Below are 12,441 nucleotides of genomic sequence, written 5' to 3' on the forward strand. Positions count from 1 at the left end.
ATGTCCTGCGACACAGGGCAACTGAAATGTTGTCCCGTGCCTACGCGCCGTACTCGCACTACCCGGTGGGGGCGGCGGGCGTCACCTCCGAGGGGCGTGTCGTGGCCGGCTGCAATGTGGAAAATGTCTCATACGGCCTGGGTATATGTGCCGAGGTCGCGCTGGTCGCGCAGCTGATCTCACAGGGTGATCGGTCCCTGCGTGCGGTGACGGTCACCGATGCCTCCGGGAAGATCCTGATGCCGTGCGGGCGGTGCCGGCAGGTCCTCCTCGAGCACGGAGGCCGCGAACTCCTCGTCGATCACCCCGCCGGCCCGCGTCCCCTCTTCGACCTCCTGCCGGACGCGTTCGGTCCCGACGACATCGCGGAGGTCGTCTCGTGACCTCCTCGCTCGGGGCTGCGAGCGACGAGGTCATCCACGCCGTCTCGGTGATCGCGACCAAGCGTGGGGGCTTCGAGCTCAGCGACGCGCAGATCGCCTGGGTGGTCGACGGCTTCACGCGCGGCGAGGTCGCGCCGGAACAGATGTCGTCGCTGTTGATGGCCATCTACCTCCGCGGCATGAACCGGCGGGAGATCGCGACCTGGACCCGGGCGATGATCGACAGCGGACGCCGGATGGATCTGACCGGCCTTCGCCGCGACGGACGTCCCCTGACCACCGTCGACAAACACTCCACGGGTGGCGTCGGGGACAAGATCACGCTGCCCCTGACGCCTCTGGTCGCGTCCTTCGGAGTCGCGGTTCCGCAGCTGTCCGGCCGCGGCCTGGGGCATACCGGCGGCACCCTGGACAAGCTGGAATCCATTCCCGGCTGGCGGGCCGAGGTGAGTACCGAGGAGATGTTCGCCCAGCTCGAGCAGGTGGGTGCGGTCATCTGTGCCGCGGGCGCGGATCTCGCACCCGCCGACCGTAAGCTCTACGCGCTCCGTGATGTCACCGGGACGGTCGAGTCCATCCCGCTGCTGGCGACCTCGATCATGAGCAAGAAGATCGCCGAGGGCACCGGAGCCCTGGTCCTCGACGTGAAAACCGGCTCGGGCGCCTTCCTGCCCGACGAATCCGATGCGCGTGAACTGGCGTCGACGATGGTCGAACTCGGACACGACGCGGGGGTCGACACCCGGGCGCTGATCACCGACATGAGCGTTCCGCTGGGCCTGGCGGTCGGCAATGCGGTCGAGGTCGCCGAGTCGGTCGAGGTGCTCGGCGGCGGTGGGCCCGCCGACGTCGTCGAACTGACCCTGGCACTGGCCCGGGAGATGCTCGACGCCGCGGGTCTGCCCGACGCCGACCCGGCGTCGCATCTCGCCAACGGCCGGGCGATGGACTCCTGGCGGTCGATGATCGCCGCGCAGGGCGGCGACCCGGATGCTCCGCTGCCGGTCGCCCGGCACCAGGAGGTGGTCACCGCCGATCGAGACGGCATCGTGACGGATATGGACGCGCGCGCGGTCGGGGACGCCGCGTGGCGGCTGGGCGGCGGACGGTCGAAACCGGGGGAATCGGTCTCGGCCGAGGCGGGTGTCATCATCCACGCCAAACCCGGCGACCCCATCCGCGCCGGTCAACCGCTGTTCACGTTGCACACCCAGGATGAGGAACGGATCGCCGGCGCGCGCTCGAGCCTCGACGGTGCGTTTCGGATCGAGGACGGGGGCACCGACAGACGCGGCGCCGGCGACCGGCCACTGATCCTCGATTCCGTTAGGTTCACAAGATGACGACGCTGGATCCGGCGCACTTCACCCTTGCGCCCAAGGTGCTCCTTCACGACCACCTCGACGGCGGGCTGCGGCCGGCGACCGTCCTGGAACTCGCACACCAGGTCGGTTACGACGGGCTGCCGGTCGACGACGCGGCCGGGCTCGCGCGCTGGTTCCGGGAGGCCGCCGACAGCGGCTCCCTCGAGCGCTATCTGGAGACCTTCACCCACACCGTCGCCGTCATGCAGACCGTCGACGCCCTCGAACGGGTCGCGCGCGAGTGTGTGGAGGACCTCGCCGACGACAACGTCGTGTACGCCGAGGTCCGCTACGCACCCGAACAGCATCTCGAGGCCGGGCTCACCCTCGACGAGGTCGTCGAAGCGGTTCTCCGTGGCTTCGCCGACGGCGAGCGGATCGTCGCCGACCGCGGGAAGCGCATCAGCGTGCGATGTCTGGTCACCGCAATGCGTCACGCGGCACGGTCGCGCGAGATCGCCGAACTCGCGGTGCGCTACCGCGAGCGCGGCGTCGTCGGCTTCGACATCGCCGGCGCCGAGGCGGGCCACCCGCCGACCCGTCATCTCGACGCCTTCGAGTACATGCGGGCCAACAGTGCGCCGTTCACCATCCACGCGGGCGAGGCGTTCGGCCTGCCGTCGATCCACGAGGCCATCGGCTTCTGCGGCACCGACCGTCTCGGGCACGGCGTGCGGGTCTTCGACGACATCGAACTCCCCGAAGGCGTCGACCTCGCCGCCCATTCCTTCACCGGCGCGAAGCTCGGCCTGATCGCGAACGTCGTGCGCGACAAGCGGATTCCGCTCGAGCTGTGCCCGAGCTCGAATGTGCAGACCGGCGCGGTCGCATCACTCGCCGAGCATCCGTTCAACGTGCTGGCCCGACTCCGGTTCCGCGTCACGGTGAACACCGACAACCGGCTCATGGGTGACACCACGATGAGCAAGGAGTTCGGACTGCTGGCCGATCAGTTCGGTTACGGCTGGGCCGATTTCGAACGATTCACGGTCAACGCGATGAAGTCGGCGTTCATCCACTTCGACGAACGTCTGGCGTTCATCGACGACGTGATCAAGCCGGGCTACGCGGTGCTGCTGGGGTGACCTCGATACGGCCCTCGGGTAACCCCTCGGGCCTACTCGGCCGGCGGGGATGACGGCCCTCGGGTAACCCCTCGGGCCTACTCGGCCGGCGGGGATGACGGCCCTCGGGTAACCCCTCGGGCCTACTCGGCCGGCGGGGATGACGGCCGGCGGCGTAGGTCCTTTCGATACGCCCCTCCGCAAGCTCCGGGGCTACTCAAGGAGCGGGTGTAGCGCCTCCGCAAGCTCCGGGGCTACTCAAGGAGCGGGTGGCGGCGGTTCAGCCCTTCTTGACGAGCCGGTTCTCGAAGTCGTGCTCGAGTGCGCGCCACGCCTCGGCCTCGTTGTCGAACGGTCCGCTCGGGGCCATCCGCTTCGGGTCGGGGTTGACGGTGTAGTCGACGAACCAGCCGAGGGGAGTGGACGATCCCAGTGCCTCGTTGACGGTGTCGTCGCCGGCGTAGTCGGCTGCGTCGGTGAACAGTTCGACGGCCAGGTCGAGCTGGTCGCGGTCCATGCGGCGCGGGCCGTCGGCGATGTCCTCGGCGAGACCGGGCAGCACGTACACGTTGTCGTCGATGACGTCGAACTCGAGCGAGCCGTTGGTCGCCTCGGTGCGGATGTCCTCGAACGTCGACAGGTCGGACAGGTCATGGCTGTTGTCGTCGGCGAGGAAGCGGGAGAGTGCCCGCGCCGAGGTGAACACGAAGATCTTGCCCTTGGTGCCGAGGAAGACCGGGTCGTCGCCGAGGTAGCAGCGCAGCGTCAGGTACTCGTTGCCGCGCGTGATGATCTTGATCGGGTCGATGCCGACCGACGCCCAGAAATCGTCGTCGTCGTAATCGTCCTCATCTTCTTCGTCTTCGTCTTCGTCGTCTTCGTCCTCGGCCTCGTCGTCCGCGGTCTCGACGATCTCGATGTCGTCGTCGTCCGGCTCGTCCTCGTCCTCGGCGGAGGCGGCGGCCTCGAGTTCGGCTTCGGCGGTCTCCACGGCCTTGGCGTCGACCTTCGGCGTGGTGATGACCTCGTCGATCGCGTCGAGGACGTCGTCCCAGTGCTTCGCGATGAGACGTCCGATGCGCACCCACAGGTCGAGGCCCTCGCGACCCTCGAAGTTGCGCGTGCCGGTCGTGACCGCACCCAGGATCGGGTTGCCGTTGAAGAACTTCGTGACCGAGGTCAGCTCGCAGACCTCACCCAGGATGCGCACGATCTCGAGTGCGTCCTCGAGTTCGGCGATGACCTCAGGGGTCGGGTCCTCGGCGGCCAGCTCCGGCACGCCCACCAGGTCGTAGGTGTGGCGCTCGTCCGGCACCAGCTCGTCGGCCTGCACGCCGACGATGGTCGGCCACGCCGGATGCTCGACGAGGTCGTTGTCGTCGTTGGTGCGGATGAAGGCCGCGAGTTCGGCGACGCCGGGCAGGACGTAGAGATCCTCGTCGAGACCGAGGAACGCCTCCCACTCGTCGTCACCCTCCCGCCAGCGGGGTGCCCACAGGGTGAAGCTGTTTCCGTCGGTGAGTCCGAGCTCAATCGGGACGATGTCTCCGGCCATGGGGACACAGCCTAGCGATTGATCGCCATGGATCCAGTAGTGCCCCCACAGACGCCGAACGGTACTCGCGCCGCATCGTCAGCGCGGCCGGAAGAATCCCTCGAAGGTCTGGTCGAGATTGGCGGTCCGAACCGGTGAGACACCCACCGGATCGCCGGCCTCGATCATCTGATCGTTGCCGATGTACATCGCCACGTGGCCGGACCACACGGCGAGATCGCCCGGCTGTAATTGCGCCCGGGACACGCGGAATCCGGCGGTGTCCTGATCCTGGGCCAGGCGGGGGAGTTCGAGGCCGGCTTGCCGATACGCCCAGCGCGTGAAACCGCTGCAGTCGAATCCGGCGGGCGTCGTCCCGCCCCAGACATAGGGAACACCGCGCTGACTCAACGCCGCCCGGACGGCTATCGCCGCTCGCTCGTCGGGCGCGTACGCCACCGAACCGTCGGGGAGGGTGATCGGCACGCGTCCGGATGCCGGGGATCCCGAATGCCGCTCGCCCGGCGGTGCGGCGGTCGTGACCGCGGCGGGCGCGATCCGTCGGCCCAGGGAAGTCATCGCGTCGGTGTCGGAGCGGAGGTCGGCGCGTGTGCGGGAGACGATCTCGAGGCCGCGCCCGAGGTGCTCGGCCGCCACCGGCAGCATCGTCAGAAGTCCGGCCGGCGTGAACAGTTCGCTCCCGAACGCGCGGGCGCGACGTTCGAGCGAATCCACCAGGGCGCCGAGTTGGGTCGATGCCGATCGGACCTTGCTGCCGGCGCTCTCGACGAGGCGGGCGAATTCGTCGGCGTCCCCCGTCAGCGCGCCCATGCTCTGCTGCAGTCCGACGGCCGCGTCGGTGGCGGCGTCCGCGCCTGACCCCTCCCAATGCGGGCGGACGGCTTCGGTGGCCGCCACCGACCCACGGCGCGCGGCGTCGACGGCCGACGCGGCGGACCGGATCGTCTCTGCCGGATTGCCCGGCGCCAGGACGCCGGTGCCGAGTGCGCCGACGAGCAGGCGCAACGGTTCGATGAAGAGCTCTACACCGGGCATCACAGGGTGAACTCCCGGTCGGCGGCCGCGCAGTCGCAGTCGAGGTAGCCTTCGTCGGCGCGCCGGGTGGCCGCCGCCAGTTGTTCCTGACGTGCCGCGGTCGTCTCGATACTGCGCCGGTGGATCTGCAGGAACTCGACCACCGCGGCGAGGAACTCCGCGCCGATGATCCCGAACGTGATCGCGAGGTCGACCAGTGCCGCTTCGTCAGCGGCACGATCACCGAGCAGAGCGCCGCCGGCACTGTGGGCTGACGAAAAGTCCTGCAGTGCCGCGGAATCCGTCAGTAGCGTGGTACCCGGGGTGTGGTCGGGAGGCGTGAGGGCGGCGGATGAGGTCGTGGATCGCGGGCTCATGGGATTCTGACGCGGCGGACGCCCGTTCGGTTCCATCGGACACCCGACGCGGCTCACGGCACGCACTGCGCACGCGGACGGACCCAGGAAATACTCTGGTCGCCATGGAACGCCTGATCGTCGATCATCCCCTGGCCGCCGCGCGTCTGACGACGATGCGAGACGAGACCACCGACAACGCCGGATTCCGTGCGGCGCTGTCGGATCTCACCCAGATGCTCATCTATGAGGCGCTGGCCGGTGCGCCGCGTGTCGACATGCAGATCAGGACGCCGCTGGTCCCGTACACCGGATCGCGTCTGGCTACGCCGCCGCTGCTCGTGCCGGTCCTGCGAGCGGGTCTGGGAATGGTCGAGCAGGCGCATGCGATGGTGCCCGAGTCCCGGGTCGGCTTCGTGGGCATCGCCCGCGACGAGGAGACCGCACAACCGGTGCCGTATCTCGAGTCGCTGCCCGAGGACCTCTCCGGACTTCCGGTCTTCGTGCTCGACCCGATGCTCGCGACCGGAGGGTCGATGCTGCACACGATCGAACTGCTCGTCGCGCGCAACGCCACCGACATCACCGCGGTCTGCGTCGTCGCGGCGCCGCAGGGCGTGGCCCTCCTGGAGGAGTCGGGCCATCCGTGCCGGCTGGTCGTGGCGGCGATCGACGAGGGACTCAACGATGTCAACTACATCGTGCCGGGGCTCGGCGACGCCGGCGATCGTCAGTTCGGGCCGCGCTGACGGGGTTCGTGCCGAGGACGGCGGCCGGTCGCGAGCGGTTCAGCCGGGCAGCGACCAGTAGGCGAGCATCGGTTCGTTCGTCAGCACCGAACCGCCCTCGACGATGGTGAGACTCGCGGGGGACACCAGATAGCGGACCGCTCCGTTGCGCGCCTCGAAGGTGTTGCCGACGCGGGTCGGGAACTGCAGCTCGATGCCGCCCTCGGGTGCCTGGCCCTTGTAGTACCAGCGACCCGTCTGGTTCCCGACCTGGCAGATGACCACCCGGGACCGTGAGGTCTGACCGATCGCGACGGCCGGGTCGTCGGCCGCGTTGCACCGCGGACCGGTGACGAATCCCTGCCAGTCGGCACCCGTCACGGTCGGGGTCGGACCGTTCGGCGCCGGTGGCGGGGTCGTCGTGACGGTCGTCTGGGGAGGTGTCGGGGACCGGGTGACGGTGCTCGTGATCGTCGCGGGCTCCGGGTTGGTGGTGGTCGCGGCGGTCGTGTCGGCGGACTCCTCGTCCGACGGGATCAGGAGAAATGCGGCGAGCACCCCTGCCACGACCAGCAGGACACCGGCGCCGATCGCCACCAGGACCGCGGGCGACGTCCAAGGCGAGCGCGGCGGTTGCGGTGGCGGACCCTGCGGATAGCCACCAGGCCCATAGGCGCCCGGGTACCCGCCGGGCGGGTAACCGCCGGAACCGTCGGGTGGATAGGTCATGGTGCTCCTCGAGATCTGTCGGGACTGCTCGGGTGAGGATTCGGCGTCGGGATCGGTTCTACAGCTCGCCGATGATCTGGGCGAGCAGCTCGCCCATGCGTGTCGCCGACGCACGCCCGACGTCGAGCACCTCGGTGTGGCTGAGGGGTTCGCCGGTGATCCCGGCGGCCAGATTGGTCACCAGCGAGATCCCGAGAACCTCGAGTCCGGCCGCCCGGGCCGCGATCGTCTCGTGCACGGTCGACATGCCGACCAGGTCGGCTCCGAGCGTGCGGAGCATCCGGATCTCGGCCGGGGTCTCGTAGTGCGGTCCGGGTAGACCGGCGTAGACACCCTCGGCGAACGACGGGTCGACGCGACGGGCGATCTCCCGCAACCGCGGGGAGTAGGCGTCGACGAGGTCGACGAACTGTGCGCCGACCAGCGGAGAACGAGCCGTCAGATTGAGGTGGTCGGAGATCAGGACCGGCTGACCCACCGACATGTCCTCGCGCAGGCCGCCGGCCGCGTTGGTGAGCACGACCGTGTGGACGCCGGCCGCGGCCGCGGTACGCACCGGGTGCACGACGCGTGCGAGATCGTGGCCCTCGTAGGCGTGAATCCGGCCGAGGATCAAGAGGACTCGGCGGTCGCCGACCCGGACCGAGTGGATCACTCCGCCGTGACCGGCGGCCGCGGGCGGGGTGACGCCGGGGATCGAGGACATCGGCAACGAACGGATCGGCGCGCCGAACGCGTCGGCCGCCGGCGCCCACCCGGAGCCGAGGATCACGGCCACATCGTGTGCGGCGGCGTCGGTCTCGGCGGCGATGGTGGCGGCTGCGACGATGGCTGCGGCGTCGGCATCGGCAGTGGGATCCATGCGCCAACCCTAAACGGTGACCCCGACGCCGGTGCGGCACCGCGGCATCGTGCGACGGCCGTGCCCGGAGAGGACTCGTCGCGGGGCGATAGGGTCAGGCCATGCCATATCTCAACGAGGTCGGGGAGGTCGTCGAACTCCAGCTCGGGGCCGCAGGCGCCGAACTCGACGAGTCGGACCCCGAGAACCGCTTCCGTCTGGAATGGCTCGACGAGGTGGAACGACTGCTCGGTGAGGTGAGCGCCGACCCGAGCCGCCCACTGGTGCTGACCGCGACCGGCAAGTTCTTCACCAACGGGCTCGACACCGACCACATCTTCGCCGCGCCGGATCAACTGCCCGCATACCTCGACCGCGTGCACTCGCTGTACGCCACGATCCTCACGCTCCCCGTCCCGACCGTCGCCGCGATCAACGGCCACGCGTTCGGTGCCGGCGCCATGCTCGCCCTGTGCACCGACCATGTGCTGATGCGCACCGAACGTGGGTTCTGGTCCCTGCCCGAGGCCGCGTTGAACATGCCCTTCACCCGCGGCATGTCGACACTCCTGCGCACGCGGCTCACTGATCGGGCCGCGACCGAGGCGATGTACACCAGCCGGCGGTACGGCGCCGCCGAGGCCGCCGCGGCGGGGATCGTCGACGAGGCGGTCGAGGCGGAGCGGCTGACCGCCCGCGCCGCCGAGGTCGCCGCTTCGCGCGCGGCGACGGCCGGCCCAAACCTCGCCCTGATCAAACGAGGCCTGCGCGGACCACTGCTCGACGACCTCGCCCTTCCGACTCCGGCAGGGGTCCTGTCGTGACCGGCGTGACGGCGGACAGACTCCCCGACGCGTCGCGCATCATCGACGCGTGGCTGGCCGCCCACGGCCCCGAGCTCATCGCGTGGCGGCGCGACATCCACGCTCATCCCGAGCTGTCCCGGCAGGAGGTGCGCACCACCGAGCTGGTGATGGCCGAACTGTCGGCCGCCGGTCTCGACCCGCGCCGGCTCCCGCTGGGCACCGGCGTCGTCTGCGACCTCGGTCCCTCCGGTGAACCGCGGATCGGTCTGCGCGCCGACATGGACGCCCTGCCGGTCACCGAACACACCGGCCTCCCGTTCACCTCGACCGTGGAGGGTGCGTCTCACTCCTGCGGACACGACGCCCACACGGCGATCCTGATCGGTGTGGCCAAACTCCTGGCCTCGGCTGGTCCGCTGCCCGTGGGTGTCCGGCTGATCTTCCAGGCGGCCGAGGAGGTCATGCCCGGTGGCGCGCTCGACGCCATCGAAGCCGGTGTGACCAGCGGACTCGGGCGCATCTTCGCGCTGCACTGCGATCCGCGTCTGCCCGTCGGCACCGTCGGCCTGAGATCGGGTCCGCTGACGTCGGCGGCCGACCACATCGACCTGCAACTCCACTCCGCAGGCGGACACACCTCCCGCCCGCACCTGACCGGCGACCTGATCTACGCGATGGGCACCGTGATCACCGGACTGCCCGGCGTGCTCTCGCGGCGCGTCGACCCCCGATCGGGCACGGTGATGGTGTGGGGTGCGGCCAATGCCGGCAGCGCCGCCAACGCCATCCCGCAGGAAGGCCGGCTGCGCGGCACGGTCCGCACCGGTGACCACGACACCTGGGCGGCACTGGAACCGTTGGTCCGCAGCGTCGTCGGCGAACTCCTCGCGCCGCTCGGCGTGCGCTACGACCTCTCCTACTTCAGAGGCGTTCCGCCCGTCGTCAACGACGAGATCGCGGTGGGCATGCTCGAACGCGCGGTCGCCGCGATCGGCCCCGAGACCGTCGCCGCCACCCCGCAGTCACCCGGCGGCGAGGACTTCTCCTGGTACCTCGAGCAGGTTCCGGGAGCGATGGCCCGACTCGGCGTGTGGGACGGTTTCGGTCCGCAGGTCGACCTGCACGCCCCCAACTTCGACCTGGACGAACGCGCCCTCGCCATCGGCGTCCGCACGCTCGCCGGGGTCGTACTCAACGCACGCAGCGCCGCCGGCGAACTGCCGGAACTGACGCCGCCGTTCGCGCCCTAGAAGACCTCAGGGTTCGACGGGCCCAGGACCTCAGGGTTCGACGGGCCCAGGACCTCAGGGTTCGACGGGCCCCGGCCCGGGCCCGACGTTGCGCGACTCGCGCAACCGCAGGTCCTGGACGTAGTCGGCGGGGGCGCCGGCGATCTCCGCGGCCTCGGCCATGACACCGAGATAGCGGGCCGAGGGGAGTCCGCCCTCGTAGGCGTCGAGCACATACAGCCAGGCCAGCACGGGGCCGTCGGCGGTGTCGACGCGTGCGCGGATCTTGCGGTGGATGCCGAGCTCGGAACCCTCCCACCGGTCGAGGAGTTCCTCGTCTTCGGTCGTCACGTCGTACAGGACGACGAAGACACGGGCGTCGGGGTCGTCGCGGTCCTCGGTGACCGTCGCGAGTGAACCCTCCCAGCCGATGTCGCCGCCACCGAAGGTCAGGCGCCACCCGCGTAGCCATCCGGTACCCGACATCGGCGAGTGCGGCGCGCGTTCCGCCATCTGCTCGGGATGCATGTTGGATCCGTAGGCTGCGTAAATCGGCACGGGTGGAGCCTAGTGGGTCGGCGGCGAGTCCGGAAGGCGACAGGCAGGAGGGGAGGAGTGGCGTACGCCGCATGCGGGGCCACCCGAGGAGTGCCGCGGGACGATCGGGACTACGTTGTTAGGTGGCGCGACACCACGTGACGGTCCGCCACATCAGAGCGACGCACCACCCCGCGAGGCTCGCCCCAGTCGGATCAGCAGTCGGACACCAGCCAGTCGGACGCCCGCCGGTCCGGCACCAACCAGTTCGCCCATTCGACAACACCACGCCGGGCGCACGGTGCCCCACGAAGGCCGCCGCGACGAGACCGGTGAAGGACAGGAGTGCACAGTGACCAGGATCGTCATCATCGGCGGTGGACCAGCGGGTTATGAGGCGGCGCTCGCCGCGGCCGCGTACGGCGCCGACATCACGGTGATCGATTCGGACGGGATCGGTGGTGCCTGTGTGTTGTGGGACTGCGTCCCGTCGAAGACCTTCATCGCCTCCACCGGTATCCGTACCGAGGTGCGTCGCGCCGTCGACCTCGGCATCAACATCAAGACCGACGACACCCTGGTCACCCTCCCGCAGATCCATCAGCGCGTGCGCGACCTCGCCTTCGCCCAGTCCGCCGACATCAAGTCGCGACTCCTCAGTGAGGGCGTCAAACTGGTCTCCGGTACCGCCGTTCTCGACGAGACGCAGGTCGGCGTCTCGACCCACTGCGTCGTCGCGACCCTCGCCGACGGCAGCACCGAGCGCTACGACGGTGACGTCGTGCTGATCGCGACCGGCGCGTCGCCGCGCATCCTGCCCGACGCGCAGCCCGACGGCGAACGCATCCTCACCTGGCGTCAGCTCTACGACCTCGAAGAGCTGCCCGAGCATCTCGTCGTCATCGGTTCCGGTGTCACCGGCGCGGAGTTCGTCCACGCCTACACCGAACTCGGTGTGAAGGTGACGCTGGTGTCGAGCCGTGACCGCGTGCTCCCGCACGAGGACGAGGACGCCGCCCTGGTGCTCGAGGATGCGCTCGCCGAGCGCGGCGTCGAACTCGTCAAGCACGCGCGTGCCGACAAGGTCGTTCGCGACGGTGACACCGTCACCGCGCATCTCGCCGACGGGTCCACCGTCACCGGCAGTCACGTGCTGATGACCGTCGGCTCGATTCCCAACACCGCGAACCTCGAACTCGAGCGTGCCGGGGTCGAGGTCGACAAGGGTGGCTACATCCGGGTGGACCGGGTGTCGCGGACCTCGGTGCCCGGAATCTACGCGGCCGGCGACTGCACCGGCTTGCTGCCGCTGGCCTCGGTGGCCGCCATGCAGGGTCGCATCGCCGTGTACCACGCCCTGGGCGAGGGCGTCAGCCCGATCAAGCTGAAAACCGTTGCGTCGGCGATCTTCACGCGTCCCGAGATCGCCACCGTCGGGGTCTCGCAGAAGGCCATCGACGCCGGCGAGTACCCCGCGCGCACGGTGATGCTGCCGCTGGCGACCAATCCGCGCGCCAAGATGAGCGGGCTGCGTCGCGGATTCGTGAAGATCTTCTGCCGTCCGGCCACCGGCGTGGTGATCGGTGGTGTCGCGGTGGCGCCCAACGCCTCCGAGCTCATCCTCCCGCTGGCCCTCGCGGTGCAGAACAAACTGACCGTCGGCGATCTCGCGCAGACGTTCTCGGTGTACCCGTCGCTGTCCGGTTCGATCACCGAGGCCGCGCGTCAGCTCGTCCGGCACGACGATCTGGACTGACACCTCGTCGAGCGGCGCGATCACGGTAGGGTCGTGGAGAATCCGCCCGGAACCGGGCGCACCGCGACGCAGGGGGAGA

At 69.6% G+C, this 12,441-nt stretch carries 13 protein-coding genes; 7 read left to right on the top strand and 6 right to left on the bottom strand.

All coding sequences use genetic code 11. The features are described 5' to 3' along the window. Positions 1-26: 26 nt before the first annotated feature. The 3 genes from IHQ52_RS11600 to IHQ52_RS11610 are packed head-to-tail and all read left to right on the top strand — an operon-like array spanning position 27 to position 2,832. Positions 27-383, top strand: a complete 357-nt coding sequence (locus tag IHQ52_RS11600; RefSeq protein ID WP_420871245.1) for a cytidine deaminase — start codon at positions 27-29, stop codon at positions 381-383. Further along, entirely contained in the window at positions 380-1,726 is a 1,347-nt protein-coding gene (locus tag IHQ52_RS11605) for a thymidine phosphorylase (RefSeq protein WP_096273749.1), read from the top strand. Before IHQ52_RS11600 ends, IHQ52_RS11605 begins: the two co-directional genes overlap by 4 nt. Beyond that, entirely contained in the window at positions 1,723-2,832 is a 1,110-nt protein-coding gene (locus tag IHQ52_RS11610) for an adenosine deaminase (protein WP_006434516.1), read from the top strand. The genes IHQ52_RS11605 and IHQ52_RS11610 overlap by 4 nt, the downstream gene beginning before the upstream one ends. Before the next feature lie 259 nt (positions 2,833-3,091). Here IHQ52_RS11610 and IHQ52_RS11615 read toward each other — a convergent pair whose 3' ends face one another. The 3 genes from IHQ52_RS11615 to IHQ52_RS11625 all read right to left on the bottom strand — a co-directional run bounded on the left by IHQ52_RS11615 (position 3,092) and on the right by IHQ52_RS11625 (position 5,757). Continuing rightward, a complete protein-coding gene (locus IHQ52_RS11615) occupies positions 3,092-4,366 on the bottom strand; it encodes a primosomal protein (RefSeq protein WP_096273752.1) in 1,275 nt (424 codons plus the stop codon). A 78-nt stretch (positions 4,367-4,444) separates the two neighbouring features. Further along, complete coding sequence (locus IHQ52_RS11620) at positions 4,445-5,401, bottom strand: C40 family peptidase (protein WP_096273754.1); 957 nt, start codon at positions 5,399-5,401, stop codon at positions 4,445-4,447. Continuing rightward, positions 5,401-5,757, bottom strand: coding sequence for an ESX-1 secretion-associated protein (locus tag IHQ52_RS11625; protein WP_096273756.1), 357 nt, complete (start codon positions 5,755-5,757; stop codon positions 5,401-5,403). The genes IHQ52_RS11620 and IHQ52_RS11625 overlap by 1 nt, the downstream gene beginning before the upstream one ends. A 104-nt stretch (positions 5,758-5,861) precedes the next feature. Between IHQ52_RS11625 and upp the strand changes: the two genes are divergently transcribed. Beyond that, positions 5,862-6,485: a uracil phosphoribosyltransferase gene (upp, locus tag IHQ52_RS11630; RefSeq protein WP_096273758.1), complete on the top strand. Its 624-nt coding sequence runs from the start codon at positions 5,862-5,864 to the stop codon at positions 6,483-6,485. Positions 6,486-6,524: 39 nt separating this feature from the next. Here upp and IHQ52_RS11635 read toward each other — a convergent pair whose 3' ends face one another. Both IHQ52_RS11635 and IHQ52_RS11640 read right to left on the bottom strand, forming a co-directional pair. Beyond that, complete coding sequence (locus IHQ52_RS11635) at positions 6,525-7,193, bottom strand: hypothetical protein (protein WP_096273760.1); 669 nt, start codon at positions 7,191-7,193, stop codon at positions 6,525-6,527. 58 nt (positions 7,194-7,251) lie between these two features. Beyond that, positions 7,252-8,055: a purine-nucleoside phosphorylase gene (locus tag IHQ52_RS11640; protein ID WP_024497223.1), complete on the bottom strand. Its 804-nt coding sequence runs from the start codon at positions 8,053-8,055 to the stop codon at positions 7,252-7,254. Between the two features lie 101 nt (positions 8,056-8,156). On the opposite strand from IHQ52_RS11640, the gene IHQ52_RS11645 reads away from it, so the two are divergent. Continuing rightward, complete coding sequence (locus tag IHQ52_RS11645; protein WP_096273762.1) at positions 8,157-8,858, top strand: enoyl-CoA hydratase/isomerase family protein; 702 nt, start codon at positions 8,157-8,159, stop codon at positions 8,856-8,858. Further along, positions 8,855-10,090 carry an amidohydrolase gene (locus IHQ52_RS11650; protein WP_096273764.1) on the top strand — a complete coding sequence of 412 codons (1,236 nt, stop codon included), beginning with the start codon at positions 8,855-8,857 and terminating at the stop codon, positions 10,088-10,090. Before IHQ52_RS11645 ends, IHQ52_RS11650 begins: the two co-directional genes overlap by 4 nt. A 54-nt stretch (positions 10,091-10,144) precedes the next feature. Here the strand turns inward: IHQ52_RS11650 and IHQ52_RS11655 are convergent, their stop codons facing one another. Then, positions 10,145-10,627 (bottom strand): gamma-glutamylcyclotransferase family protein, encoded by a 483-nt coding sequence (locus IHQ52_RS11655; protein ID WP_006434525.1) that lies wholly within the window; start codon positions 10,625-10,627, stop codon positions 10,145-10,147. Between the two features lie 331 nt (positions 10,628-10,958). On the opposite strand from IHQ52_RS11655, the gene IHQ52_RS11660 reads away from it, so the two are divergent. After that, on the top strand, positions 10,959-12,362 hold the full coding sequence (locus tag IHQ52_RS11660; RefSeq protein WP_006434530.1) for an NAD(P)H-quinone dehydrogenase: 1,404 nt from the start codon (positions 10,959-10,961) through the stop codon (positions 12,360-12,362). Positions 12,363-12,441 lie beyond the last annotated feature (79 nt).

This window comes from Gordonia amicalis, from assembly GCF_022059885.1.
GTDB lineage: Bacteria > Actinomycetota > Actinomycetes > Mycobacteriales > Mycobacteriaceae > Gordonia > Gordonia amicalis.

Coding starts and splice junctions, on each gene's coding strand:
- IHQ52_RS11600 (WP_420871245.1), top strand. CDS start 27: ATGTTGTCCCGTGCCTACGCGCCGTACTCGCACTACCCGGTGGGGGCG.
- IHQ52_RS11610 (WP_006434516.1), top strand. CDS start 1,723: ATGACGACGCTGGATCCGGCGCACTTCACCCTTGCGCCCAAGGTGCTC.
- IHQ52_RS11615 (WP_096273752.1), bottom strand. CDS start 4,366: ATGGCCGGAGACATCGTCCCGATTGAGCTCGGACTCACCGACGGAAAC.
- IHQ52_RS11620 (WP_096273754.1), bottom strand. CDS start 5,401: ATGCCCGGTGTAGAGCTCTTCATCGAACCGTTGCGCCTGCTCGTCGGC.
- IHQ52_RS11625 (WP_096273756.1), bottom strand. CDS start 5,757: ATGAGCCCGCGATCCACGACCTCATCCGCCGCCCTCACGCCTCCCGAC.
- upp (WP_096273758.1), top strand. CDS start 5,862: ATGGAACGCCTGATCGTCGATCATCCCCTGGCCGCCGCGCGTCTGACG.
- IHQ52_RS11635 (WP_096273760.1), bottom strand. CDS start 7,193: ATGACCTATCCACCCGACGGTTCCGGCGGTTACCCGCCCGGCGGGTAC.
- IHQ52_RS11640 (WP_024497223.1), bottom strand. CDS start 8,055: ATGGATCCCACTGCCGATGCCGACGCCGCAGCCATCGTCGCAGCCGCC.
- IHQ52_RS11645 (WP_096273762.1), top strand. CDS start 8,157: ATGCCATATCTCAACGAGGTCGGGGAGGTCGTCGAACTCCAGCTCGGG.